20 protein-coding genes are annotated in these 23,433 nt (G+C 62.4%); 14 read left to right on the plus strand and 6 right to left on the minus strand.

All coding sequences use genetic code 11. The features are described 5' to 3' along the window. The first annotated feature begins 15 nt into the window (after nucleotides 1-15). From ACEN83_RS27110 to trxA, 3 genes are all read left to right on the plus strand, one after another. Nucleotides 16-480 (plus strand): YbaY family lipoprotein, encoded by a 465-nt coding sequence (locus tag ACEN83_RS27110; protein WP_007970161.1) that lies wholly within the window; start codon nucleotides 16-18, stop codon nucleotides 478-480. After that, nucleotides 477-1,133 carry a class I SAM-dependent methyltransferase gene (locus ACEN83_RS27115; protein WP_495578870.1) on the plus strand — a complete coding sequence of 219 codons (657 nt, stop codon included), beginning with the start codon at nucleotides 477-479 and terminating at the stop codon, nucleotides 1,131-1,133. The genes ACEN83_RS27110 and ACEN83_RS27115 overlap by 4 nt, the downstream gene beginning before the upstream one ends. Before the next feature lie 131 nt (nucleotides 1,134-1,264). Beyond that, entirely contained in the window at nucleotides 1,265-2,137 is an 873-nt protein-coding gene (gene trxA / locus ACEN83_RS27120) for a thioredoxin (RefSeq protein WP_495578871.1), read from the plus strand. Between the two features lie 89 nt (nucleotides 2,138-2,226). Here trxA and ACEN83_RS27125 read toward each other — a convergent pair whose 3' ends face one another. Next, on the minus strand, nucleotides 2,227-2,568 hold the full coding sequence (locus ACEN83_RS27125) for a hypothetical protein (RefSeq protein ID WP_495578872.1): 342 nt from the start codon (nucleotides 2,566-2,568) through the stop codon (nucleotides 2,227-2,229). Between the two features lie 135 nt (nucleotides 2,569-2,703). Between ACEN83_RS27125 and ACEN83_RS27130 the strand changes: the two genes are divergently transcribed. The 5 genes from ACEN83_RS27130 to ACEN83_RS27150 all read left to right on the plus strand — a co-directional run bounded on the left by ACEN83_RS27130 (nucleotide 2,704) and on the right by ACEN83_RS27150 (nucleotide 6,767). Then, entirely contained in the window at nucleotides 2,704-3,276 is a 573-nt protein-coding gene (locus ACEN83_RS27130) for a DUF2796 domain-containing protein (RefSeq protein WP_495578873.1), read from the plus strand. A gap of 63 nt (nucleotides 3,277-3,339) precedes the next feature. Beyond that, nucleotides 3,340-4,050 carry an ABC transporter ATP-binding protein gene (locus ACEN83_RS27135; RefSeq protein ID WP_495578874.1) on the plus strand — a complete coding sequence of 237 codons (711 nt, stop codon included), beginning with the start codon at nucleotides 3,340-3,342 and terminating at the stop codon, nucleotides 4,048-4,050. Nucleotide 4,051: 1 nt separating this feature from the next. Further along, nucleotides 4,052-5,317: an ABC transporter permease gene (locus ACEN83_RS27140; protein ID WP_495578875.1), complete on the plus strand. Its 1,266-nt coding sequence runs from the start codon at nucleotides 4,052-4,054 to the stop codon at nucleotides 5,315-5,317. Between the two features lie 11 nt (nucleotides 5,318-5,328). Beyond that, nucleotides 5,329-5,847, plus strand: a complete 519-nt coding sequence (locus tag ACEN83_RS27145) for a DUF3299 domain-containing protein (protein ID WP_495578876.1) — start codon at nucleotides 5,329-5,331, stop codon at nucleotides 5,845-5,847. A gap of 221 nt (nucleotides 5,848-6,068) precedes the next feature. Next, nucleotides 6,069-6,767 carry an OmpW/AlkL family protein gene (locus ACEN83_RS27150; RefSeq protein WP_126047801.1) on the plus strand — a complete coding sequence of 233 codons (699 nt, stop codon included), beginning with the start codon at nucleotides 6,069-6,071 and terminating at the stop codon, nucleotides 6,765-6,767. Nucleotides 6,768-6,950: 183 nt separating this feature from the next. Here ACEN83_RS27150 and ACEN83_RS27155 read toward each other — a convergent pair whose 3' ends face one another. Further along, nucleotides 6,951-7,880, minus strand: coding sequence for an NAD-dependent epimerase/dehydratase family protein (locus tag ACEN83_RS27155; protein ID WP_258682736.1), 930 nt, complete (start codon nucleotides 7,878-7,880; stop codon nucleotides 6,951-6,953). Continuing rightward, nucleotides 7,873-8,757 carry a sugar nucleotide-binding protein gene (locus tag ACEN83_RS27160; RefSeq protein ID WP_007970144.1) on the minus strand — a complete coding sequence of 295 codons (885 nt, stop codon included), beginning with the start codon at nucleotides 8,755-8,757 and terminating at the stop codon, nucleotides 7,873-7,875. The genes ACEN83_RS27155 and ACEN83_RS27160 overlap by 8 nt, the downstream gene beginning before the upstream one ends. A gap of 355 nt (nucleotides 8,758-9,112) precedes the next feature. Between ACEN83_RS27160 and ACEN83_RS27165 the strand changes: the two genes are divergently transcribed. Continuing rightward, nucleotides 9,113-13,429: a DNA glycosylase AlkZ-like family protein gene (locus ACEN83_RS27165; protein WP_495578877.1), complete on the plus strand. Its 4,317-nt coding sequence runs from the start codon at nucleotides 9,113-9,115 to the stop codon at nucleotides 13,427-13,429. Between the two features lie 136 nt (nucleotides 13,430-13,565). Here ACEN83_RS27165 and ACEN83_RS27170 read toward each other — a convergent pair whose 3' ends face one another. After that, nucleotides 13,566-15,689 (minus strand): mechanosensitive ion channel family protein, encoded by a 2,124-nt coding sequence (locus ACEN83_RS27170; RefSeq protein WP_495578878.1) that lies wholly within the window; start codon nucleotides 15,687-15,689, stop codon nucleotides 13,566-13,568. 353 nt (nucleotides 15,690-16,042) lie between these two features. Here ACEN83_RS27170 and ACEN83_RS27175 point away from each other — a divergent pair, with 353 nt between their 5' ends. The 5 genes from ACEN83_RS27175 (at nucleotide 16,043) to ACEN83_RS27195 (ending at nucleotide 21,347) form a co-directional block, all read left to right on the plus strand. Further along, on the plus strand, nucleotides 16,043-17,254 hold the full coding sequence (locus tag ACEN83_RS27175) for an MFS transporter (protein WP_495578879.1): 1,212 nt from the start codon (nucleotides 16,043-16,045) through the stop codon (nucleotides 17,252-17,254). 110 nt (nucleotides 17,255-17,364) lie between these two features. Further along, entirely contained in the window at nucleotides 17,365-18,291 is a 927-nt protein-coding gene (locus ACEN83_RS27180) for a DUF72 domain-containing protein (RefSeq protein WP_429391801.1), read from the plus strand. Beyond that, nucleotides 18,288-19,085, plus strand: a complete 798-nt coding sequence (locus tag ACEN83_RS27185) for an endonuclease/exonuclease/phosphatase family protein (RefSeq protein ID WP_116582913.1) — start codon at nucleotides 18,288-18,290, stop codon at nucleotides 19,083-19,085. The genes ACEN83_RS27180 and ACEN83_RS27185 overlap by 4 nt, the downstream gene beginning before the upstream one ends. Continuing rightward, complete coding sequence (gene clsB / locus ACEN83_RS27190; RefSeq protein ID WP_495578880.1) at nucleotides 19,082-20,374, plus strand: cardiolipin synthase ClsB; 1,293 nt, start codon at nucleotides 19,082-19,084, stop codon at nucleotides 20,372-20,374. Before ACEN83_RS27185 ends, clsB begins: the two co-directional genes overlap by 4 nt. After that, nucleotides 20,361-21,347 (plus strand): lysylphosphatidylglycerol synthase domain-containing protein, encoded by a 987-nt coding sequence (locus ACEN83_RS27195; RefSeq protein ID WP_495578881.1) that lies wholly within the window; start codon nucleotides 20,361-20,363, stop codon nucleotides 21,345-21,347. Before clsB ends, ACEN83_RS27195 begins: the two co-directional genes overlap by 14 nt. Before the next feature lie 137 nt (nucleotides 21,348-21,484). On the opposite strand, the gene ACEN83_RS27200 is transcribed toward ACEN83_RS27195, so the two are convergent. Together ACEN83_RS27200 and ACEN83_RS27205 are read right to left on the minus strand one after the other, a co-directional pair. Beyond that, nucleotides 21,485-22,243 (minus strand): alpha/beta hydrolase family protein, encoded by a 759-nt coding sequence (locus ACEN83_RS27200; protein ID WP_007970134.1) that lies wholly within the window; start codon nucleotides 22,241-22,243, stop codon nucleotides 21,485-21,487. Continuing rightward, nucleotides 22,233-23,342: a DUF3182 family protein gene (locus ACEN83_RS27205; protein WP_495578882.1), complete on the minus strand. Its 1,110-nt coding sequence runs from the start codon at nucleotides 23,340-23,342 to the stop codon at nucleotides 22,233-22,235. Before ACEN83_RS27205 ends, ACEN83_RS27200 begins: the two co-directional genes overlap by 11 nt. Nucleotides 23,343-23,433: the final 91 nt, after the last annotated feature.

A 23,433-nucleotide genomic window follows, 5' to 3' on the forward strand; every position in this document is an offset into this window, starting at 1 on the left:
TTTATGGAGCCACCAATGTCGTTACGTCCGCTCATTTTGCTCAGTGTTTTCAGCCTGCTGGTGGCTTGCGGCAGCGATGCACCCAAGCCTCAGCCGCCAACACCTGGCCCGGCGCCGCAGCAAGCGCAGAAGAAAGCCAGGGAGGCCGCCGACCTCGGCCCCCTGCCTGCCTATCAGCGTGAGCTGAGCGGCACCCTGCAAGGCGTGCCGGCAGGCGCCGAAGTCGAACTGGCATTGCTGGTGATCGACGAAAAAGACCGCCCGCAACAATTGATCGCCAGTTCCAGCCTGATCGGCAATAACCAGGTGCTGCCGTTTCACTTGCGCTTCAATCCGGAGTCCTTCCCGTCCGGCGCCCGCGTTGAACTGCGAGGCCGTGCCAGTCAGTCCGGCCAGTTGATCCTGCACTTGCCGTCGCAACTCATTACTCAGCCGACCACCCAGGCCCTGGGCCAATTGCAATTCGTCAAAGCCCCATGAGTGCACCGCTCGACCTGCAACAGGCCCTGGCTGAATTGCTCGGTGATGCACAACTGGTGGCCTGCCCGTTGCCGGCAACCGATTTGAAGCTGTGGCTGATCGACGGCGACAACATGGACCGCGCCTTCAGCCCCGAAGAAACCCGGCGCATCCTGCATGAGCCACCGTACTGGAGTTTCTGCTGGGCCAGCGGCCTGGCCGTGGCCCGCTATCTGGCCGCAAACCCGCACTGGGTCGAAGGCAAGCGGGTGCTGGATTTCGGCGCCGGTTCCGGGGTGGCGGGGATTGCCGCCGCCAGGGCCGGCGCACTGGAAGTGCTGGCCTGCGACCTCGATCCACTGGCGATTGCCGCGTGTCGGGCGAATGCCGAGCTCAATGACGTGCAGCTCAATTACTCGACGGATTTTTTCGCCGAGGCTGATCGCTTCGATCTGATCCTTGTGGCGGATGTACTGTACGACCGGGCGAACCTGCCGCTGCTCGACCAGTTCCTCAGTCGCGGCCGAGAAGCGCTGGTGGCGGATTCCCGGGTACGGGATTTTCGCCATCCGTTGTACCGGCGCATCGAAATGCTTGAAGCCATGACGCTGCCGGATCTGGCCGAGCCCCACGAGTTTCGGCATGTGAGCCTGTACCACGCGCAGCGTGATTGACGCCGTTAAAAGATCGCAGCCTGCGGCAGCTCCTACATTGGTTACGCATTCCCATGTAGGAGCTGCCGCAGGCTGCGATCTTTCGCGCCAGCCCTTATAGTGTGCAAATTCACGCTTCCAAGAGATTGCCCATGAGTCAGGAAACGCCGTACATCTTCGACGCCACGACTGCCGATTTCGACCAGTCGGTGATCGAGAACTCTTTCCACAAGCCGGTGCTGGTGGATTTCTGGGCCGAATGGTGCGCGCCCTGCAAAGTGCTGATGCCGATGTTGCAGAGCATTGCCGAGAGCTACCAGGGTGAATTGCTGCTGGCCAAGGTCAACTGTGACCTCGAGCAAGACATCGTCGCCCGCTTCGGCATCCGCAGCCTGCCGACCGTGGTGCTGTTCAAGGATGGCCAGCCTGTCGACGGTTTTGCCGGTGCCCAGCCGGAATCCGCCGTGCGCGCCCTGCTCGAACCTCATGTGCAGATGCCGCCACCGGCCGCCGCGGATCCGTTCGAGCAGGCCCAGGCGTTGTTCGACGACAGCCGCTTTGCTGATGCCGAAGCGCTGCTCAAAGTGATCCTGGGTGAAGACAATACCAACGCCAAGGCGCTGATCCTGTACGCCCGCTGCCTGACCGAGCGCGGTGAACTGGGCGAGGCGCAAGCCGTGCTGGATGCGGTCAAGAGCGACGAGCACAAGGCCGCGCTGGCCGGCGCCAAGGCGCAGATCAAGTTTCTCGGCTTGGCCAAGGACTTGCCGGATGCCGCCGACCTGAAGGCACGGCTGGCGAAAGACCCGCTGGACGATGAAGCGGTTTATCAACTGGCGATCCAGCAATTGGCCCGTCAGCAGTACGACGCCGCACTGGATGGTCTGCTGAAGTTGTTCATCCGCAACCGCAGCTACAGCGAAGGCTTGCCGCACAAAACCTTGCTGCAGGTGTTCGAGTTGCTGGGTAACGATCACCCGCTGGTGAGCACGTACCGTCGTAAACTGTTTGCTGCGCTTTACTAAAAATCAAAAGATCGCAGCCTGCGGCAGCTCCTACAGAGGACTTGTATTCAACCTGTAGGAGCTGCCGCAGGCTGCGATCTTTTTACGGCCTACTCGATCCAGCTGTAGAGCGGCGTATCCCCGCCGCTCACTACTTTCACATCCGAGCTATGGCGCAAACGCACCAGCAGGCGCTTGCCCGCCGCCGCACTGCCGGTCAGGCCCTCCAATTGATCGAGCAAGTCCGGTCCACTCAACTGTCCGGCCTTACGCAGCAAATCCCGGGCGATCTGCCACAGCGCATCATCCTGATTCAGCGGCTTCGCCACCGGGGCGCTGACCGGGGATTTTTCTACCTGCAACTGCGCCCCTAGTCGCGCCCAGTCCGCATCGTCCATCTCCAGGGTCAAATCCACCGGCCAGTCGCCGATGCTTCCGCGAATTCGCAACATCAGTCTGCTCCCGCAATTTTCTTCCCTGCATGCTCCCATGGGACTTGTGCAACGCCAAGCAGGCAGTCAAACTCTCCGCACTGATGTTATAAGATTACATAACATTTTCTTCATTTTACTTTTCGGAGACTCGCCATGCGTCGTCTGCTTCTCGCTCTGCCGTTTGCCATGCTGCCGCTGGCTGTCGCCCATGCCGCCGACGAACACGATCATGAGCATGGCAGCCTGGGAGCCCACGAACATGGCGTTGGACGCCTGAACGTGGCGCTGGACGGCAAGACCCTGGCGCTGGAACTGCAAAGCCCGGCCATGAACCTGGTGGGTTTCGAACACGTCGCCACCAGCGATGCCGACAAAGCCAAAGTCGCCGCGGCCCGGGCTCAGCTTGAGCAACCGCTGGCCCTGTTCAACCTGCCGAAAGCTGCCGGTTGCGTGGTGGAAAACCAGGAACTGGAAAGCCCGTTGTTCGGGGACACGCTAGATGCCGACGATGATGAGGACGCCAAGGACGAACATCATCACGACCACAGCGAAATCCACGCTCACTATCAGTTCACCTGTGCCACACCGGACGCATTGAAGACCCTGGACCTGACGAACATTTTCAATTCGTTCCCGGCCACTCGGACGATTCAGGTACAACTGATCGGCCCGAGCGGGCAGCAAGGCGTTGATGTGACGGCCAAGGCTGCCGCCCTCAAATTCTGAATTCACCATAGATTTCCTGCGGCAGCTCCTACACAGGTCATCAACATTCATGAAGTCGGCTAAATGACCCAAGCACTCATCGAACTGTCCGACCTGGGCTTCAGCTGGCCCGGTCACCCGCCACTGCTGGACATCCCGGCGTTTCGCCTGGAGCGCGGTGAAACCCTCTTTCTCAAAGGCCCCAGCGGCAGTGGCAAGACCACCCTGCTCGGCCTGCTCGGCGGCGTGCAAAAGCCCGATCGCGGCAGCATTCGCCTGCTCGGCCAGGAGCTGACGCAGCTGTCGGCCGGCGCCCGTGACCACTTCCGCGTCGATCACACCGGCTACATCTTCCAGCAGTTCAACCTGCTGCCGTTTCTGTCGGTGCGTGAAAACGTCGAACTGCCCTGCCACTTCTCGAAGCTGCGTGCCGAACGGGCGAAACAGCGTCACGGCAGCGTCGACAAAGCGACCGCGACGCTGCTCGCTCACTTGGGTCTGAAGGATGCAAACATCCTCGGTCGCCGCGCCGATTCGTTATCCATCGGCCAGCAGCAACGGGTCGCCGCCGCCCGTGCACTGATCGGGCAACCGGAATTGGTGATCGCCGACGAGCCGACCTCGGCCCTCGATTACGATGCCCGTGAGAACTTCATTCGCCTGCTGTTCGCCGAGTGCCGCGAGGCCGGCTCGAGCCTGTTGTTCGTCAGCCACGACCAGAGCCTGGCGCCGCTGTTCGACCACAACCTGTCGCTGGCCGAACTCAATCGCGCCGCCACCCCGTCCGAGGTCTGAGATGTATCTGTTTCGTCTAGCCATGGCCAGCCTGGCTAACCGCCGCTTCACCGCAATCCTCACGGCGTTCGCCATCGCCTTGTCGGTGTGCCTGCTGCTGGCCGTGGAGCGCGTGCGCACCGAAGCCAAGGCCAGTTTCGCCAGCACCATCAGCGGTACCGACCTGATCGTCGGCGCCCGCTCCGGCTCGGTGAACCTGTTGCTGTACTCGGTGTTCCGCATCGGCAACGCCACCAACAACATCCGCTGGGACAGCTTCGAGCACTTCGCCAACAACCCGAAAGTGAAATGGGCGATCCCGATGTCCCTCGGCGATTCCCATCGCGGCTATCGGGTGATGGGCACCACCGAAGCCTACTTCGAGCATTACCAGTACGGTCGCCAGCAACACCTGGAGCTGGCCGATGGCCGGGCGTTTGCGACCGACCCGTTCGAAGTGGTGCTCGGTGCCGAAGTGGCCGAGGCACTGCACTACAAACTCGGTGACAAACTGGTGCTGGCCCACGGCGTGGCGGCGATCAGCCTGGTCAAGCACGACGACAAGCCGTTCACCGTGGTCGGCATTCTCAAACGCACCGGCACGCCGGTGGACCGCACGCTGCACATCAGCCTTGGCGGTATGGAAGCGATTCACATCGACTGGCATAACGGCGTGCCGGCCCGGGGCGAGGGTCGTATCACCGCCGATCAGGCGCGCAACATGGACCTCACGCCGCAAGCGATCACCGCGTTCATGCTTGGCCTGAACAACAAGATTTCGACCTTTGCCCTGCAACGGGAAATCAATGAATTTCGTGGTGAGCCGATGCTGGCGATCCTGCCGGGCGTGGCGCTGCAGGAGCTGTGGAGCCTGATGGGCACCGCGGAAAAAGCCTTGTTCGTGGTCTCGCTGTTTGTGGTGCTGACCGGGTTGATCGGCATGCTCACGGCGATTCTCACCAGCCTCAACGAACGCCGCCGGGAAATGGCGATCCTGCGTTCGGTAGGTGCGCGACCCTGGCACATCGCGACGCTGCTGGTGCTCGAAGCCTTTGCCCTGGCGCTGTCGGGCGTGATCACCGGCGTGGCGTTGCTGTACGTGTGCATCGCTGCGGCCCAGGGTTATGTGCAGGCCAACTATGGCCTGTATCTGCCGCTGTCCTGGCCGAGCGAGTATGAATGGACGCTGCTCGGTGGCATCCTGATCGCCGCGTTGCTGATGGGCAGCGTGCCAGCCTGGCGCGCCTATCGCCAATCCCTGGCCGATGGCCTGTCGATCCGTTTATGAGGACGTTGAACATGCCCCGCGCAGTACTTGCGCTGTTGATGCTGGTCGCCCTGCCGCTGTGGGCAGCCCAGCCGCGAGATTTGACCTGGTCGGAGATGATTCCACCGGACGCGCCGAAAGAAGTGCCGAACATGACGCCGCTGCATGACCTGTCGCAGATGAGCAATGCGCTGACGGCCGAGTCGGCGCCCGCCGCCAAACAAGACTTGCCCAACGCACCGGTGGTCAAGACCCTCGATGGCCAGAACATTCGCCTGCCGGGCTACATCGTGCCGCTGGAAGTGAGCGAAGAAGGACGCACCACGGAGTTTCTGCTGGTGCCCTATTTCGGCGCCTGCATCCACGTACCGCCACCGCCGTCGAACCAGATCGTGCACGTCAAAAGCGAAGTCGGCGTAAAGCTCGACGAGTTGTATCAGCCGTACTGGATCGAGGGCGCATTGCAGGTCAAGGCGTCCACCAGCGAACTGGCGGATGCCGGGTATCAGATGGAGGCGGACAAGATTTATCTGTATGAATTGCCGGAGTGAAGCCGGTCGTTTTGTGTTGTTAGAAGTGCCGTCTTCGCGAGCAAGCCCGCTCCCACAGGGGGAACGCATTCCAATGTGGGAGCGGGCTTGCTCGCGAAGGGGCCATCGAAATCGCTACGAAATCCAATCCTTCCCACTTTCATTGAGCTGCATCAAAAGACCGAATCGTTAGGCGCCTTACCATTGGACATCGAACATTTTTAACGTCCTCTGGAGCCCCCATGAACAAGTCCTTGCTCAGCGCTTCGCTGGTTGCCCTTGCGCTCGCAGCCCCGCTCGCCAATGCTTTCGAAGCCGGTGACATTATCCTCCGTGCCGGCGCCATCACCGTCGACCCGGAAGCCGACAGCTCCAGCGTCAAGGTTGATCAAGGCCCGCTGGCGGGTGCCGACCTGGGTGGCAAAGCGACTCTGAGCAGCGACACACAGCTTGGTCTGAACTTCGCCTACATGCTCACAAACCACCTCGGTATCGAGCTGCTCGCGGCAACCCCCTTCGAACATGATGTGAAAATCAAGGGCACCGCGCTGGCCCCTGCCAATGGCAAGCTCGGTAGCATCAAACAGCTGCCGCCAACCTTGAGCCTGGTGTATTACCCGCTGGATCCCAAGTCGGCGTTCCAGCCGTACATCGGCGGTGGCATCAACTACACCTATATCTACGACGAACATGTCGGCAGCCGAGCCCAGTCCGCCGGTTTCAGCAATTTCAAGGCGGATAACTCATGGGGTCTGGCCTGGCAGGTCGGTGCCGACTACATGCTGACCGACAACGTGATGATTAACGCCCAGGTGCGCTACATCGACATCGATACCACCGCCACTGTGGAAAACAACGCCATTGCACCGGGCACCCGGGCCAAGGTCGATGTGGATGTGGATCCGTTCGTCTACATGATCGGTCTGGGCTACAAGTTCTAAGTAACGTTCACGTGGTGGTGGATGAGGCCGTGGCGAGCAAACTCAATACTGATGACGACCGTGACGGAGTCGATCTGGAGCAAGCTCCCTCGCCATAGAACTTGCACACGCTGTAAGTAAATTCCGGCCGTGAAAAAGGCGCCTGTCAAAAGGCGCCTTTTTCACGTCTGCGAGGAAAGCGATCTATCGCCCCAGCAACCGCGCCAGCCCCACACGCATCGGTGTCTGCTCCGTGGTAGTGAAGCGCTCCAGCAGACGCCGGTTATTCGCCCGGGAATGACGGATGTCACCGGAACGCGCCGGCCCGTAGCTTACCGGCGGCAGCTGGCCGACCACGGCTTCAAGCGCTTCGAGCATTTGCTTGAGGGTCGTCGCCTGGTTCCAGCCAACGTTGACCGCACCGACTTCGGCCCGGGGCTTCTCGATGGCCTGCACCAGCAAGTCGACCAGGTCTTCGACGTAGACAAAATCCCGGGTCTGCTCACCATCGCCGAACACGGTGATCGGCAAGCCCTTCAGTGCGCGCTCGCTGAAAATGCTGATCACCCCGGAGTACGGCGAGGACGGATCCTGGCGCGGTCCGAAGATGTTGAAGAAGCGGAAAATCACCGGCTCCAGCCCATGCTGGCGACGGTAGAAATCGAAGTACTGCTCGCTGGCCAGTTTGTCCACCGCATACGGCGTCAGCGGCGCCTTTGGGGTGTCTTCGTCGATCGACTCGCCCTCGCCATTGTTGCCATACACCGCCGCGCTGGAGGCGAACAGCACGCGCTTGACCCCGGCCTGGCGCATGGCTTCGCAGACGTTCAGCGTGCCGATGAAGTTGCTCTGGTGCGTGCGCACCGGATCGTCCACCGAGGCCTGCACCGACGCCACGGCGGCCAGGTGCGCCACGGCGCTGCAACCGGCCATTGCCTGGGCGACCAAAGCCGCATCGGCCACGTCGCCGACGATCAGTTCGACCTTGGGATTATCCAGCGGCAGATTGCTGCGCTTGCCGGTGGACAGGTCATCGAGGATCCGCACCGCATGGCCCTTGGCGAGCAGGGCGTCAGTCAAGTGCGAACCAATGAAACCGGCACCACCGGTGATCAAAACGGGACCGTCAGCCATGGCGATAGAACCTGTCCAGTAGACCGGGAAGCGCCGCACGCCAGGCGCGTGGCTTGATCCCGAAGGTGTGCAGAATTTTCTTGCAGGCCAATACCGCATGTTGCGGCTCTTCCGCAGCATCCGGGCGCGCGGCGTGGGCCTGGGCGGTCGGGGCTTCGATGGCCAGCGGATGCAGGCTGCGGGCTTCGGTCAGAATCGCCTGCCCCAGCGCCAGCGGCGTGGTCGCCTCATGCCCGGCGTAGTGGTAGGTGCCCCACAGCGGCGCTGCGCAATCGAGTTGCTTGAGCACTGAAATGATCACGCGGGCGGCATCGTCGACCGGCGTCGGATTGCCGCGCCGGTCGTCGGCCATCAGCAGTTCTTCGGGTTGTTCGGCACGAGCGAGGAAGCGGCCAAGGGCGCCATCCGGGCTGTCGTCCAGCAGCCAGCCGAAACGCAGGAGCACGTGTTGCGGGCAAGTGGCGCGAACGCTTTGCTCGATCCGCCACAACGCCTGCCCCCGCAAGCCCAAGGGCACGGGTTCGTCTTTTTCGCTGTAGGCCGTTGCGCGGGAACCGTCGAACACGCGATAGCTGGAAGGTTGCAGCAAAACGATGTTGTGGTGCTGGCACAGTTCCGCCAGACGCTCGATCGCGCGCTCCTGGCCGGCCAGACGCTGTTCGCTGACCGCTTCGGCCTGAAACCAGTCGAAGTAGTAGGCAAGGTTGATCAATGCATCGGGACGGGTGTCGTCGAGCAGTTGCGTCAGGCTCGCGGCATCCCAGCCGTCTTGCGGCGGGCGGGGGGCGAGGAAACCGATGTCTTCCTCCGCACCGAGGCGAATCAGCGCCTGCCCAAGGGCATTTCCGCCGCCCAGTAACATAAGGCGCATTCGCATAGAGTCAGCAGGCCCAGTCTGATTGGAACGATGGCTATATCGACATCGCCCCCAGGCGATGTCGTTGGTAATTGCCGGAATCGTTGCATTTTGCGGGTTTAGTGCGCAACCGTCATCCGTAAAGTGTAGATGTCCGACTTTTGCGGTGCTGCTACTGGCCCCTGTGGCGAGGGGGCTTGCCCCCGTACGGCTGCGTAGCAGTCGCAAAATTGTTGAAGGCGGTTTGCCTGTGACACCGCGTTTGCGGATTTTTGGGCCGTTTCGCGACCCAACGGGGGCAAGCCCCCTCGCCACAGGTTTACCGGCCAGCCAGCGAGACTTGCATCTTGCGCCCCCCACCCGCATAACTTGCTGCATGAACCTGCCCATCCCCGCAGACAGCGCCCTGAGCGGCTTCCACCCCGCCGTCAGTGCCTGGTTCAGCCACACGTTCGCAGCGGTCACCGCCGCCCAAGCCCGGGCGTGGCCGTTGATCCGCCAGCACCGCTCGACCCTGGTCGCCGCGCCCACCGGCTCCGGCAAGACCCTCACCGCGTTTCTCGCGGTCATCGACGACCTGGTGCACCGCGGCCTGGAAAGCCCCGAAGGCTTGCCCGACGCAACGCTGGTGGTCTACGTTTCGCCGCTCAAGGCGCTGTCCAACGACATCCGGATCAACCTGCAAACCCCGTTGGCCGGCATTACCGAACAATTGCGTGTGATGGGCCTGCCCGAATTGCAGATCAGCACCGCCGTGCGCACCGGCGATACACCGCAGAAAGACCGCTCGGCGATGCGCAAGACAGCGCCGCACATTCTGGTGACCACACCGGAATCCCTGTACGTGCTGCTCGGTTCCGACTCCGGTCGGCAGATGCTCGGCACCACACGAACGGTGATCATCGACGAAATCCATGCCATGGCCGCCAGCAAGCGCGGCAGCCATCTGGCCCTGAGCCTTGAACGCCTGCAGGCACTCTGCCCCGAGCCGCTGCTGCGCATCGGTCTGTCGGCCACGCAAAAACCCATCGAGGCCGTGTCGCGTTTCCTGGTCGGTCGCGACCGCCCGTGCGAGATCGTCGACATCGGCCACGCCCGCCCCCGCGACCTGGACATCGAAGTGCCGCCCGTGCCGCTGTCGGCCGTGATGGCCAACGATGTCTGGGAACTGGTCTACGACCGCCTCGCCGCCCTCGCCCGGGAACACCGGACCACGCTGATTTTCGTCAACACCCGGCGCTTGGCCGAACGCCTGAGCCGCCATCTGAGCGAACGCCTGGGCAAGGACTCTGTAGCGGCCCACCACGGCAGCCTGGCCAAGGAGTTTCGCCTGGACGCCGAGCAGCGGCTCAAGCGCGGCGACCTGCAAGTGCTGATCGCCACGGCGTCACTGGAACTGGGGATCGACATCGGCGACGTCGACCTGGTGTGCCAGATCGCCTCGCCGCGTTCGATTGCCGGGTTTCTGCAACGGGTCGGCCGCTCCGGGCACCAGGTCGGCGGCACGCCCAAGGGCCGCTTGTTCGCCACCACCCGCGACGACCTGATCGAATGCGCCGCGCTGCTCGACTGCGTGCGCCGGGGTGAACTCGACACCTTGCTGATCCCGCAAGCGCCGCTGGACGTGCTGGCGCAGCAGATCATCGCCGAAGTCAGTTGCCAGGAGTGGCCGGAGCAAGCGCTGCTGGAGATGCTGCGCCGCGCCTCGCCCTACGCCGGACTCGACGACAAACACTATCAGGCGCTGCTGCACATGCTCGCCGAGGGTTACAACGGGCGTCAGGGCCTGCGTAGCGCCTACCTGCACCGCGACGCCGTGAGCCGCACCCTGCGTGGTCGTCGTGGCGCAAAACTGACCGCAGTGACCAGTGGCGGGACCATTCCGGACAACGCCGACTACGCCGTGCTGCTGGAGCCTCAAGGGCTGAACATCGGCACCATCAACGAAGACTTCGCGGTGGAAAGCATCGCCGGGGATATCTTCCAGTTGGGCAATACCTCCTATCGAATCCTGCGCGTGGAAACCGGCAAGGTGCGGGTCGAGGATGCCCAGGGTCAACCGCCGACCATTCCGTTCTGGCTCGGTGAAGCGCCGGGGCGCAGTGCCGAATTGTCCTCGGCGGTGGCACGCTTGCAGGCAAAACTCGACGACCTGTTGGGTACCGAACCAGGCAACTTGCAACCAGCGCTCGACTGGCTGACCGAAACCCTGGGCCTGAACCTCGCCAGCGCCGAACAACTGGTGGACTACCTGGCCCGCGCACGACAGGCGCTCGGTGCCCTGCCATCCCAAGACACGCTGCTGATGGAGCGTTTTTTCGACGAGTCCGGCGGCACCCAACTGGTCATTCATACGCCGTTCGGCAGCCGCATCAACCGCGCCTGGGGCCTGGCCCTGCGCAAGCGTTTCTGTCGCACCTTCAACTTCGAACTGCAAGCCGCCGCCAGCGAAGACGCCATCGTGCTGTCGCTGTCCACCAGCCACAGTTTTGAACTGGACGATGTCTGGCGCTACCTGCACAGCAACAGCGCCGAACACATTCTGATCCAGGCCGTGCTCGACGCGCCGCTGTTCGGCGTGCGCTGGCGCTGGAATGCTGGCGTGGCACTGGCGCTGCCGCGCTACAGCGGCGGGCGCAAAGTCCCGCCGCAGATCCAGCGGATGAAAAGCGAAGACCTGATCGCCAGCGTGTTTCCCGATCAGATTGCCTGCGTGGAAAACCTCGCCGGCGAACGGGAGATTCCCGACCATCCGCTGGTGGAACAGACCCTCGACGATTGCCTGCACGAAGCCATCGACACTGAAGGCTGGCTGGCCTTGTTGCGGCGCATGGAGCGCGGTGACATTCGCCTGATCAGCCGCGACTTGCCGGCGCCCTCGCCGCTGGCGGCAGAGATTCTCAGCGCCCGCCCCTACACCTTTCTCGACGATGCACCGCTGGAAGAGCGCCGCACCCAAGCGGTACTCAATCGACGCTGGAGTGATCCGCAATCCACCGACGACCTCGGTGCACTGGACGCCGAGGCGATTGCCGCCGTGCGCGACGAAGCCTGGCCGGCGCCCTCCAGTATCGATGAAATGCACGAGGCCTTGATGAGCCTGGCGTGCATCACCAATGCCGAGGCCGGCGCCAATCCGCAATGGCTCGGCTGGCTCAAGACCCTGGCCGACAGCGGACGCGCGAGTCGTTTACAGATAAATGCCGGCCAATCGTTGTGGCTGGCGCTAGAGCGCCTGACCTGCCTGCGGGCCATTTATCCACAGGCCGAATTGACGCCACCGCTGCAAGCGCTGCCGGACTTCGATGAAACCTGGGCACCCGACGAAGCCGTCCTCGAACTGATCCGCGCACGGCTCAGCGCCTTCGGCCCACTTGCCCTCGAGCGCATTGCCGAACCACTCGGCTTGCCCGCAGCACAAGTGACCCAGGCCCTGGCGCAACTGGAACGCGAGGGCTACGTGCTGCGCGGCCGTTTCACCCCGGGCATCGCTGAAGAAGAATGGTGCGAGCGGCATTTGCTGGCGCGGATTCACCGCTATACGGTCAAGCGCCTGCGCCGGGAAATCGAACCGGTGGCGTTACAGGATTTCATGCGATTCCTGTTCGATTGGCAGCATGTGTCGACTGCCAGCCAGGGCCTGGGCGCGGCGGTGTTGCCAGCCATCGTCGGGCAATTCGAGGGTTACCCCGCCGCCGCTTCCGCCTGGGACAGCGACATCCTGCCCGCACGGATCAAGGACTACTCGGCGACCTGGCTGGATGAGTTGTGCCGCAGCGGCAGGCTGGTGTGGACGCGCCTGACTGCGCACAACAAAAACACCGGCACCGCATTGCGCAGCACACCGATTGTCTTGCTGCCGCGCAACCGGGTCGGTCTCTGGAGCGGCTTGACCGAACAGACACCGGTGAGCGAGCTGTCGCCGAAAACGCAAAAGGTCCACGCCGCCCTCAGCCAGCACGGCGCGCTGTTTTTCGACGAGCTGATCCATGAGGCGCACCTGCTGCGTTCGGAACTGGAAATTGCCCTGCAGGAACTGGTGGGCGCGGGGTTGGTGAATGCCGACAGCTTTGCCGGTTTGCGCGCGCTGATCACCCCGGCCAGCAAGCGCCAGCCGCGCAACAGTCGGCGTGGACGCGGCGCATTCATCGGTGGCATGGACGATGCCGGGCGCTGGGCCTTGTTGCGACGCGCGCCAACGGCCCCTGTGGTGGAAAACCAGCGTCCTATGCCGACGCCGGCCGATACCCTGGAACACATCGCCATGACCTTGCTGCGTCGTTACGGCGTGGTGTTCTGGCGCTTGCTGGAACGTGAGGCGGACTGGCTGCCGAGCTGGCGCGAACTGCTGCGCACCTTCCATCGCCTGGAGGCACGCGGCGAGATTCGTGGGGGCCGGTTTGTCAGCGGCCTGGCGGGCGAGCAATTCGCCCTGCCCGAGGCGATTCCATTGCTGCGGGAGATGCGACGTCGGCCCCATGACGGGAGTTTGGTCGCGGTGTGTGGGGTCGATCCGCTGAACCTCGCCGGCACACTATTACCTGGTGCGAAAGTCCCGGCGCTGGCGAGCAATCGGCTGGTGTATCGCGACGGTTTGCCGGTTGCTGCCGAGATTGCCGGCAAACCGCTTTTCTGGATGGAGCTGGATCAGCAGGCGAGTGCCGAGGTGCGCAGCAAGCTGATCCGGCATTGAGGTTGTCTCTACCGGCCCCTTCGCGGGCAAGCCCGCTCCCACAGGGGGATTTGTGAACGACACAGTTCAACTGTGGGAGCGGGCTTGCTCGCGAAGGGGCCATCACAGCCAACAAAGAACCTCAGGACAAAACCTTCTACTGAGACCGCGGCCGATCCGGCATCAACACCGCCGCATGCTCCGGCTCAGCCTCTGGTGGCGCTTCGACCGGATGCCGCGGCACCAGCGCCTGCTGTGGATAAGTCTGCGCGAAGTTCACCCACGGGCAGTTATCCACAAGCTTTTTCAACCGCTGGTTAAAGGCCCGGCTCACCGCATATTGGCCACCGGACACCGTGCGAAATTGCGCCGTCAGCACCACCCCGTTGAGGTCCATCCTGTCGACGCCAAACACATCCAGCGGCCCTTGCAGGTTGTAGCGCAGGAACGGGTCGTTGCTGATGGAGTGCCCAGCCTCGCGGATCAGTTCGATGGCCTTGTCGACGTCGGTGTCGTAGGTGAATTGCACCGAAAAAAACGCATAGGCGAATTGCCGCGACTGGTTGGTCACGGCCTTGATCTGCCCGAACGGTACCGAGTGCACGAAACCCTTGCCGTCGCGCAGGCGCAAGGTGCGGATGGTCAGGCCTTCGACCGTGCCGGCATGCCCGGAATCAAGCACCACCCAATCACCGATGGACAGGGTGTCCTCGATGATGATGAACAGCCCGGTGATCACATCCTGCACCAGTTGCTGGGAGCCGAAACCGATTGCCAGGCCGATGACCCCGGCACCGGCCAGGAATGGCGCGACGTTGATCCCCAGGTTGGCCATGGTGGTGATCGCGCAGATCACCACCAGGATGATTTTGATCGCGTTGCGCAGCAGCGGCAGGATGGTTTTCACCCGCGTACTCGGCTGGCGTGCCGAGCGCTTGTTGGTCGGCGGTTTCAGGGCCTCCTGAATCGCCGTGTCGAGCACCACCCAGACCATCCAGGTCACCAGCAGGATCAAACCGATGTGGCTCAGTGAATCACTGATCGCCCGGCCCACGGCATTGCTCACCGCGAACTCGAACAGTGACACGCCCCAGATCCGCCCGAGGATATCGATGAACACGATGGCCATGCCGATGCGCAGCAAGGCGTGGGACAAGTTGAGAAAACGCTCCTTGTAGGCGCTGCTGCGGCGCAGGTCCGCTTCGCTGCGCGCCTTGAACAGATGGTGCAGCGTAGTGCTGAGAAACACCGTGGCGATCAGCAATACCGTGGTGAACAAGGCGCTGCGCAGCACCCTCTGGTTGTCCGCGCCAACGCCGATCAGGTTGATGATCGAGACCAGCACCATCAACAGGATCGGCCAATACCAGAGCCCGGAAAATATCCGCAGGGTCTCACGCAATGCCGGCTGACTTTGGCGCTGGGCCAGCGGCAGGATGCGGATCACCTGAGCGACCGGGCGGCGCGTGCGGATCACCAGCAAGCCGAAGGAAATCGATGCCGCCAAGCCAGTGAAAACGGCGATGCTGCTGGTGAGATTGCTGCCCAGTTGATGGGCGATTTGCGGACTGGTCAGGGCATCGCTCAAGGCCACCAGAAAACCGATGCCGAACAATGGCCGGGCACTCTTCTCGCGGAGAATCTGCACCGCCCGGCGCTTGTGGCCGGCATTGAACACCACCACCAGCGACAGCACCAAGGACGCGGAAAATATCCCCGCGCTTGTGGCATAAGCCAGGCACAACGCAAGCGCTCGACCGGCGGATATCGGCAAAAACTGGCTGGCATAAATCGTCAGGGGCAGGCTGGCTACCGCCGGAAGGGTATAGGGCAAGACATAACCGAGCAGGGCCTGGCCGCGTTCGCGGCTGAGCAGCAGGCGATGTTTGCACAGGCGTTTGGCCAACAGTCGCCCAAGCAGCCAAAGACAGGCAAACACGGCGGCCCACACGCAGGTCAGTATCAGGAAATCGCCAGCGACGCTCCAGGGCGAGCGGGCCGAAGGCTGATTGACCAGCTGATCCACTTCATCGGCCGCGCGGTCGGCACGCAGGCGCCAGGCGTCGAGCAGGTTTTCGTTGAGGTCAAGCTTGGCCTGGACCTCGTCGATGCTTGAACTGATGGCCCCCAGTAATCCGCCTTGCACGAGCGGTTCGGGGTGCGCCGGCGGCGTCGCAGCGGTCGCGGCGGCCGGCAGCCCCGGTATCGCGGCGGCTTCCAGTTGCTCGCTGCCCACAAACAGCAACGCCCCCAGCAGTATCGCGGTCTTGAGCCTGATCAAAACACCCGCTCCTTTGGCTGTGTCGGTAAGGAACTGATCGAAAAATGCCGGGCAAGTTCGGGCATTGCTAGTGGATAGCAGGACAGCGACGCCATTTGTGGCGAGGGGGCTCGCCCCCGTTGGGGTGCGAAGCGCCCCCAAAACCTACCGTTCGGATTCATCTGACACACCGCATTCCAGGGATTTACGACTGCTGCGCAGCCGAGCGGGGGCGAGCTCCCTCGCCACAGACTAACACCCGCACTTATGATCTTTGCGCCCAAGGCAAATATCAAATGTCCATCCCTATATTTTTCCTCACGAGCAAAATCCCGACACTGCGCTCCATCGAATCATCTTCCGGAGTTGCAGCCATGCCCATTGCCTTGCTCGCGCTGACCCTCAGCGCCTTTGCCATCGGGACGACCGAGTTCGTCATCGTTGGCCTGTTACCCACCATTGGCGCCGACCTCGGTGTCAGTCTGCCATCCGCCGGCCTGCTGGTCAGCCTGTATGCCCTTGGCGTTGCCGTCGGCGCCCCGGTACTGACCGCCCTCACCGGCAAGGTTCCGCGCAAGTTACTGCTGTTGTCGTTGATGGTGCTGTTCACCCTCGGCAACCTGCTGGCATGGCAAGCGCCGAGCTACGAGTCGCTGATCCTCGCACGGATCGTCACCGGCCTGGCCCACGGGGTGTTTTTCTCGATCGGTTCGACCATCGCCACCAGTCTAGTGCCGAAGGAAAAAGCCGCCAGCGCGATTGCCATCATGTTCACCGGCCTGACCGTAGCACTGGTGACTGGCGTGCCGCTGGGAACCTTCATCGGCCAGCATTTCGGCTGGCGTGAAACCTTCCTCGCCGTTTCGACCCTGGGCGTCATCGCCTTCATCGGCAGCCTGATCTACGTGCCGAAAAATATCCCCCACAGCAAGCCCGCGTCGTTCTTGCAGCAATTGCAGGTGCTCAAGCAACCCCGCCTGTTGCTGGTGTATGCGATGACGGCCATCGGCTACGGCGGCACGTTCACCGCCTTTACTTTCCTCGCGCCAATACTTCAGGATCTCTCCGGCTTCAGCGCCAGCGCCGTCAGCCTGGTGTTGCTGGTCTACGGCATCTCCGTGGCCGTCGGCAACATCTGGGGCGGCAAACTGGCGGACAAACGCGGTCCGATCAGCGCCCTGAAAATCATTTTTGCCCTGCTCGCCGCCGTGTTGTTCGCGCTGACCTTCACGGCCGGCAATCCCTGGCTGGCGCTGGCCACCGTTCTGGTCTGGGGTGCCGTGGCATTCGGCAACGTACCGGGATTACAGGTGTACGTGGTGCGCCAGGCCGAACATCACACGCCTCATGCCGTGGACGTGGCATCCGGCCTGAACATCGCCGCGTTCAACCTCGGCATTGCCGGTGGCGCCTGGGGCGGTGGCCTGATCGTCGCCCACATGGGGTTGATCCACACCGCGTGGATCGGTGGCCTGGTGGTGCTGGTGGCGCTGGCATTGACGGCGTGGAGCGGACGTCTTGATCGCCTTGGCCCGGTGTACGCCGAGCCGGCTGAGGGATCCGCGCGAGTTATCGCTGGCCACTGATAAACCCTGGGTAGAGGTGTGCTCAAGACCTCTACCGTCCGTAGCGACGCCGAAACTTTCACCGCCACCGCGCAGTCCCCCTAAGACAGGGCAGGCAGACCGGAGGCGACATGGCGGCGATTCATATCGGTATTTCAGGCTGGCGCTACACGCCCTGGCGGGGAGATTTCTACCCCCCGGGGCTGACCCAGAAACGCGAACTGCAGTTCGCCTCGCGGGCGGTCAACAGCATCGAAATCAATGGATCGTTCTATGCCCTGCAGCGGCCCGAACGTTACGCTCAATGGTACGGCGAAACCCCGTTCGACTTCGTTTTCAGCGTCAAGGCCCCACGCTTCATCACCCATATCAAGCGTCTGCGGGATATCCACAAGCCGCTGGCGAACTTTTTTGCTTCCGGGGTTCTGGAGCTGAAGGAAAAGCTCGGCCCGATCCTCTGGCAATTCCCGCCCAGTTTCAAGTTCGATGCCGAGTTGTTCGAATCCTTTCTCGACCAACTGCCCCACGATACCCAACAGGCTGCCGCCCTCGCCCGCCAGCACGATGCTCACGTCAACGGCCACGCCAGCCTCAAGGCCTACAAAAAGCAGCCCTTGCGTCATGCCGTGGAAATCCGCCATGAAAGCTTTGTCGATCCGCTGTTCGTGCGCTTGCTCAAGCGCTACAACACGGCCCTGGTCATCGCCGACACCGCAGGTAAATGGCCGTACCGCGAAGACATCACCAGCGACTTCGTCTACCTGCGCCTGCATGGTGCCGAGGCGCTCTACGCCAGCGGCTACACCCCACAGGCACTGAAACGCTGGGGCGAACGAATCGAAGCCTGGCATCACGGCCAACAACCGGCTGATCCACAATTGATCGCGCCCCGGCAGAAGCCAAAGGCGCGCACATCCCGGGAAGTGTTCTGTTATTTCGATAACGACATCAAAGTCCGTGCCCCCTTCGACGCACGCCATTTGCTGGAGCGTCTGCATCTGGATAAAAACCTCGCCACCGTCCCCGGCGAGCCTGCCGCCGAGGGTGTGTTGCCATGAGCATTCCCGAGCCGGTCGGTGTCACCGACGAACAGACACCCATCAATACGACCGTTAGCCGTTTCACGGTGCTGACGGTCAACACCCATAAAGGTTTCACCGCGCTCAACCGGCGCTTCATCCTGCCGGAACTGCGTGAAGCGGTGCGCAGCGTGTCTGCCGATGTGGTGTTTTTGCAGGAAGTCCACGGCACCCACGAGCACCACCCCAAGCGCTACACCAACTGGCCGGCGATGCCTCAATACGAGTTCCTCGCCGACACCCTGTGGCCGCAGTTCGCCTATGGCCGCAATGCGGTGTATCCGGCAGGTGATCACGGCAACGCGCTGTTGTCGAAATTCCAGATCATCCGCCACGACAATCTCGACGTGTCCATCAGCGGTCACGAAAACCGCGGGATCCTGCATTGTGTGTTGCGCCTGCCCGGCGACGGCCAGGAAGTGCATGCCATTTGCGTGCACCTGGGGCTGCGCGAAAGTCACCGCACGGCGCAACTGAAGCTGCTCGCCCAGCGCCTGGACGCCCTGCCCGCCGATGCCCCGGTGATCGTCGCCGGGGACTTCAACGACTGGCGTCAGCGCGCCGATGCGTTGCTCAAACCCTGCGGCCTGCGCGAAGCCTTCGCTGCGCACCACGGCAAACCTGCGCGCAGTTTCCCCGCGCGCCTGCCGGCACTGCGCCTGGACCGCATCTACCTGCGCAACCTCAAGGCCAGCCATCCGCAAGTGCTGACCAGTCGCCCCTGGTCGCACCTGTCCGACCACGTCCCGCTGTCGGTGGAGATCGAGTTATGAGCAGCCAGTCGATGGAAAAAACCACGCTGGATCACATCCCCGCTCCACCGATCCGCGAGCCGACAGCGGTCGACGTCGAATACGGCTGGCAAGGTAGCAATCGCGTCGAGTTGCTGGAAAACGGCGAGGCGTATTTTCCCCGGGTATTTGACGCCCTGCGCCAGGCTCAACGTGAAATCCTGCTGGAAACCTTCATTCTGTTCGAGGACAAGGTTGGCAATGAACTGCAACAGATCCTGATCGAAGCCGCTCAACGCGGCGTGCGCACCACCGTCAGCCTCGACGGCTTTGGCTGTGGCGAACTGAGTACCGGGTTCCTCACCGCACTGACCGCCGCCGGCGTGCACCTGCAAATGTTCGATCCTGCGCCGAAACGCCTGGGCATCCGTACCAACTGGTTCCGGCGCCTGCACCGCAAGATAGTGGTAGTGGACGGCAGCATTGCCTTCATCGGCGGGATCAACTTTTCTGCCGATCACCTTGCCGACTTCGGCCCCGAGGCCAAGCAGGACTATTCCGTGGAGGTGCAAGGCCCGGCAGTGGCTGACATCCATCACTTCGCTCTGCTGCAATGCGGTCGCCCGGCGCACGCCAAATACTGGTGGCAACGCCGTCGGCAGCGGCGTTCGGAGCTAGCCTTCAGCGATCACGATGGCCAGGTACGTCTGGTGTACCGCGACAACGGCGAACACCCGAGCGACATTGAAGAGGTTTACCGCCAGGTGTTGCGCCAGGCCAAGCGTCGGGTGGTGATCGCCAATGCCTACTTCTTTCCCGGCTTCCGCCTGCTGCGCGATATCCGCAATGCGGCCCGCCGGGGTGTGGATGTGCGGCTGATCCTGCAAGGGCAACCGGACATGCTGGTGGCCAAACTCGCCGCACGCATGACCTACGATTACCTGCTCAGGTCCGGAGTGAAGATCTACGAATATTGCGACCGCCCGCTGCATGGCAAGGTCGCATTGGTGGATGAAGACTGGAGCACCGTCGGCTCCAGCAACCTCGACCCGTTGAGCCTGTCGATGAATCTGGAAGCCAACGTGCTGATCCGCGACCGTGGCTTCAATCGAGTTCTGTTCGATCGCCTGGAAGACCTCAGCGACAACCATTGCAAGGCCATGTCTCACGACATCGCGCCGCGCGGGCGTGTCTGGCACATGACCATAGGTTTTCTGGTGTTTCACTTCCTGCGGCATTTCCCGGCTTGGGCCGGTTGGTTGCCGGCGCACAAACCTCGCCTGAAACCCATCCCCCCTCCGACCGGGAGCGCTGACCATGAACCGCGCTGAGCCTCACATGGCAACTGACGCCAAAAGCCTGGGCAAGTCGCACTGGAGCCGCTGGAAACGACCGCTGACGATGCTGTTTTTCCTGATGCTGATCGTGTTGTTCACGATGCTCGCCCAGCGCCTCGAGTGGAACGAGGTGTTCGATAACCTGGCCGATTTCAAGGTGCGCACACTGATCATTGCGTCGGGGCTGACCCTGGTGAGCTTTCTGGTATACGCCTGCTTCGACCTGATCGGCCGCACCTACATCCGCCAGAACCTGACGTGGAAGCAGATACTGCCCGTGGGGATCATCAGCTATGCCTTCAACCTGAACCTGAGCGCCTGGGTCGGCGGCATCGCCATGCGCTACCGGTTGTATTCGCGGCTCGGGGTCAGCAAGAGCAACATCGCGAAGATCCTTGGCCTGAGCCTGGCGACCAATTGGTTCGGCTACATGGTCATTGCCGGCGCCGTGTTCAGCAGCGGGCTGGTGCGCATGCCGCCGGGCTGGAAGCTCAGCAGCAGTGCGCTGCAAGGCGTGGGGGTCTTGTTGTTGCTATTGAGCGCCGGCTACCTGGCGGCGTGCCAGTTTGCCAAACGTCGGGAGTGGGCGATTCGCGGCATCGAAATCGACCTCCCGTCCCTGCGCATGGCAGTGCTGCAACTGGCCCTCGGGGCGCTGAACTGGTCGCTGATGGCGGCGGTGATCTTCACCTTGCTGCCGAGCAAACTGGACTATCCACTGGTGCTGGGCGTGCTGTTGATCAGCGCCATCGCCGGGGTCATCACCCACATCCCGGCCGGGCTCGGCGTGCTCGAGGCGGTGTTCGTGGCGCTGCTGCAGCATGAAGTGTCGCGGGGCAGCCTGGTGGCAGGGCTGCTGGCCTATCGGGCGATTTATTTCATCCTGCCATTGTTGATTGCCCTGGTGATGTACCTGTTGGTGGAGGCCAAGGCCAAGTCGTTGCGGATCTCAAGGAAACCCAAGTGATCTGTGGTGTCTGCTAGTCCGCCATCGCGGGCAAGCCCGCTCCCACAGGGTCTGCTGGTGGATGCAGATTCTATGTACACCCTCGATTCCTGTGGGAGCGGGCTTGCCCGCGAAGGCGTCCGCATGCACACCGCAAATCACTGGGATTGAATAATGCTCAACCGCTCCCCGACCACCATCTCGGTAATCCAGTCGACAAGGATCGAGGTGTAGGCCTGCTGGGAAACCGGGTCGCTCAAGGCGTGGTCGGCGCCGTCGATGATGCGGTGGGTCATTGAGTGCGTCTGCTGGCAGGCCGCCCGGTAGCTCATGATCGTCGCGTGGGGCACGTAGTCGTCGGTCTCGGACTGCACCAGCAGGACATCTCCGCGAAATTGCGAGCAGGCGTGCAAAGCCCGGTTGCTGTCGGCCCGCACCAGGGTGCCTCGGTAATCACGCAGATCCAGCTTGTCCAGGTCGCGTTTCGGCGTGTGCCATTGTTCGTCGCGGTACAGCGCCGGCACCCGCAGCGCCAGCCAGCGCACCGGCCGCAGCGAAGTCAGAATCGAGGCCAGATAACCTCCATAACTGGTGCCGACCACCGCAATAGCCGATGTATCGAGGGCCGGGTGCGCGAGCAAGCGGTCATAGGCTGCCAGCAGGTCGCGCAGATTGTCCTCCCGGGTCACCCGGGACAAGGGAATGCCGGTGCCGCCGGTGTGTCCACGCAGGTCGAAGGTCAGGCATACACAACCCAAGCCGGCGATGCCTTTGGCGCGTTCCAGGTCCCGCTCCTGACTGCCGCCCCAACCGTGCACAAAAAGTACGCCGGGCACTTTCGATTTGGGGCTCAGAAAAGTCCCGCTCATCTGTTCGTTATCGATGTCGATCTGAATGGATTCGCTTCTAGCCGTCATAGGATTTAACCGTTACGTACTTGAGAAGAAAGTCACTGCTTTGCGCCGGCCCGCGATACACCTCGATGGCATCTGCCGGCAGCGGCTGATCGATGTAGGTTTCCACCGAAGACACACGAATCGCGCGCATCCCCGGATGGTTGACGAAACTCTGCAAAGCCGCCACCTCGGCACTGCTCGCACCGCCCATGCGCCAGGATTGTTCGAGCACGCCGCTGCGCTGTTTGCCGCCGCTATCAATGCCCTGAGCGATGTCGTAGTTGCGCCGTGACGCATAGAAACGCGGATAGGCTTCATCCGCGGCGCTGTCGAACACCTGCGCCTGCTGGATAGCCATGCGCACGTCATCGGCCAGGTCCAGCTTCAGTAAATCGTCATAGCTGCCCTGCACCACTAACAGGTTCGAGCCGCCATATACTTCCTCGCCCTCGGCGTCCGTGGTCAAGTATTGATCGCCGCAGTAACTCAGCACCTTGTCGCCGATGAAACTCTGGCCGACGCTGTGGGTAATCACCTGATCAAGGTCCTGTTCCAGCACCACGCCTTCGGTGAAGGTCGCGTCAGCCTCGGGCCTGGCCAGAATTTCATCGAACTCGTCGAGGCTCTGGATCACTTCCTGACCACGTCCGGCGCAAGCGTGTATAGGCTTCAGGCGGATCGGCCCGGTGTACAGCAGATGCTCCGCCGCCGGGCGAGCATCCTTCAGGCAGAACACGCTGAGACCGTCGAGTACAACGCTGCGTACCCGCTGGGAAAACAAGGGAGCCCAGCCTGGCGGCGCATGGGCATGGTGGTTGAGCAGCCCATGACTGATGGCTTTGGTGCAGATGAAATCATGGTCGACATATCCCCCCCACAAATCCTCCGGTCCCTTGACCCCCAGTTGCCGGGCAGCCTCAGCGCCCACCAGCGTCTGGGTCGGCAACAGGTAGAGGTCGCGACCGTCGTGCAATTGCGGATCGTAGCTGCCGCCGTACTTGAGTCCCATTATCTGCGCCAGCCAGCGCGCCAGCGCGCGGTTGGTCTCGACTTCGTGCAGCGGCGCGTCGGCTCGTACCGAATGGGCAACCACCAGTTTCTTGCGGTTTGTTGGGGTCATGCATCCCCCTTCAATCGACGCTTGATGAATGTAGTTGAAGGGGTGCAGGGATCAGGCCAAGGCGCAGTGCAGCGAAACGGTTTTCAAATCA

The sequence above is a fragment of the Pseudomonas sp. Pseusp49 genome, assembly GCF_059491875.1.

What these genes read in the sequence shown, in the direction of transcription:
- ACEN83_RS27110 (WP_007970161.1), top strand. Translation starts at nt 16, where the DNA reads ATGTCGTTACGTCCGCTCATTTTGCTCAGTGTTTTCAGCCTGCTGGTG.
- ACEN83_RS27115 (WP_495578870.1), top strand. Translation starts at nt 477, where the DNA reads ATGAGTGCACCGCTCGACCTGCAACAGGCCCTGGCTGAATTGCTCGGT.
- trxA (WP_495578871.1), top strand. Translation starts at nt 1,265, where the DNA reads ATGAGTCAGGAAACGCCGTACATCTTCGACGCCACGACTGCCGATTTC.
- ACEN83_RS27125 (WP_495578872.1), bottom strand. Translation starts at nt 2,568, where the DNA reads ATGTTGCGAATTCGCGGAAGCATCGGCGACTGGCCGGTGGATTTGACC.
- ACEN83_RS27130 (WP_495578873.1), top strand. Translation starts at nt 2,704, where the DNA reads ATGCGTCGTCTGCTTCTCGCTCTGCCGTTTGCCATGCTGCCGCTGGCT.
- ACEN83_RS27135 (WP_495578874.1), top strand. Translation starts at nt 3,340, where the DNA reads ATGACCCAAGCACTCATCGAACTGTCCGACCTGGGCTTCAGCTGGCCC.
- ACEN83_RS27140 (WP_495578875.1), top strand. Translation starts at nt 4,052, where the DNA reads ATGTATCTGTTTCGTCTAGCCATGGCCAGCCTGGCTAACCGCCGCTTC.
- ACEN83_RS27145 (WP_495578876.1), top strand. Translation starts at nt 5,329, where the DNA reads ATGCCCCGCGCAGTACTTGCGCTGTTGATGCTGGTCGCCCTGCCGCTG.
- ACEN83_RS27150 (WP_126047801.1), top strand. Translation starts at nt 6,069, where the DNA reads ATGAACAAGTCCTTGCTCAGCGCTTCGCTGGTTGCCCTTGCGCTCGCA.
- ACEN83_RS27155 (WP_258682736.1), bottom strand. Translation starts at nt 7,880, where the DNA reads ATGGCTGACGGTCCCGTTTTGATCACCGGTGGTGCCGGTTTCATTGGT.
- ACEN83_RS27160 (WP_007970144.1), bottom strand. Translation starts at nt 8,757, where the DNA reads ATGCGAATGCGCCTTATGTTACTGGGCGGCGGAAATGCCCTTGGGCAG.
- ACEN83_RS27165 (WP_495578877.1), top strand. Translation starts at nt 9,113, where the DNA reads ATGAACCTGCCCATCCCCGCAGACAGCGCCCTGAGCGGCTTCCACCCC.
- ACEN83_RS27175 (WP_495578879.1), top strand. Translation starts at nt 16,043, where the DNA reads ATGCCCATTGCCTTGCTCGCGCTGACCCTCAGCGCCTTTGCCATCGGG.
- ACEN83_RS27180 (WP_429391801.1), top strand. Translation starts at nt 17,365, where the DNA reads ATGGCGGCGATTCATATCGGTATTTCAGGCTGGCGCTACACGCCCTGG.
- ACEN83_RS27185 (WP_116582913.1), top strand. Translation starts at nt 18,288, where the DNA reads ATGAGCATTCCCGAGCCGGTCGGTGTCACCGACGAACAGACACCCATC.
- clsB (WP_495578880.1), top strand. Translation starts at nt 19,082, where the DNA reads ATGAGCAGCCAGTCGATGGAAAAAACCACGCTGGATCACATCCCCGCT.
- ACEN83_RS27195 (WP_495578881.1), top strand. Translation starts at nt 20,361, where the DNA reads ATGAACCGCGCTGAGCCTCACATGGCAACTGACGCCAAAAGCCTGGGC.
- ACEN83_RS27200 (WP_007970134.1), bottom strand. Translation starts at nt 22,243, where the DNA reads ATGACGGCTAGAAGCGAATCCATTCAGATCGACATCGATAACGAACAG.
- ACEN83_RS27205 (WP_495578882.1), bottom strand. Translation starts at nt 23,342, where the DNA reads ATGACCCCAACAAACCGCAAGAAACTGGTGGTTGCCCATTCGGTACGA.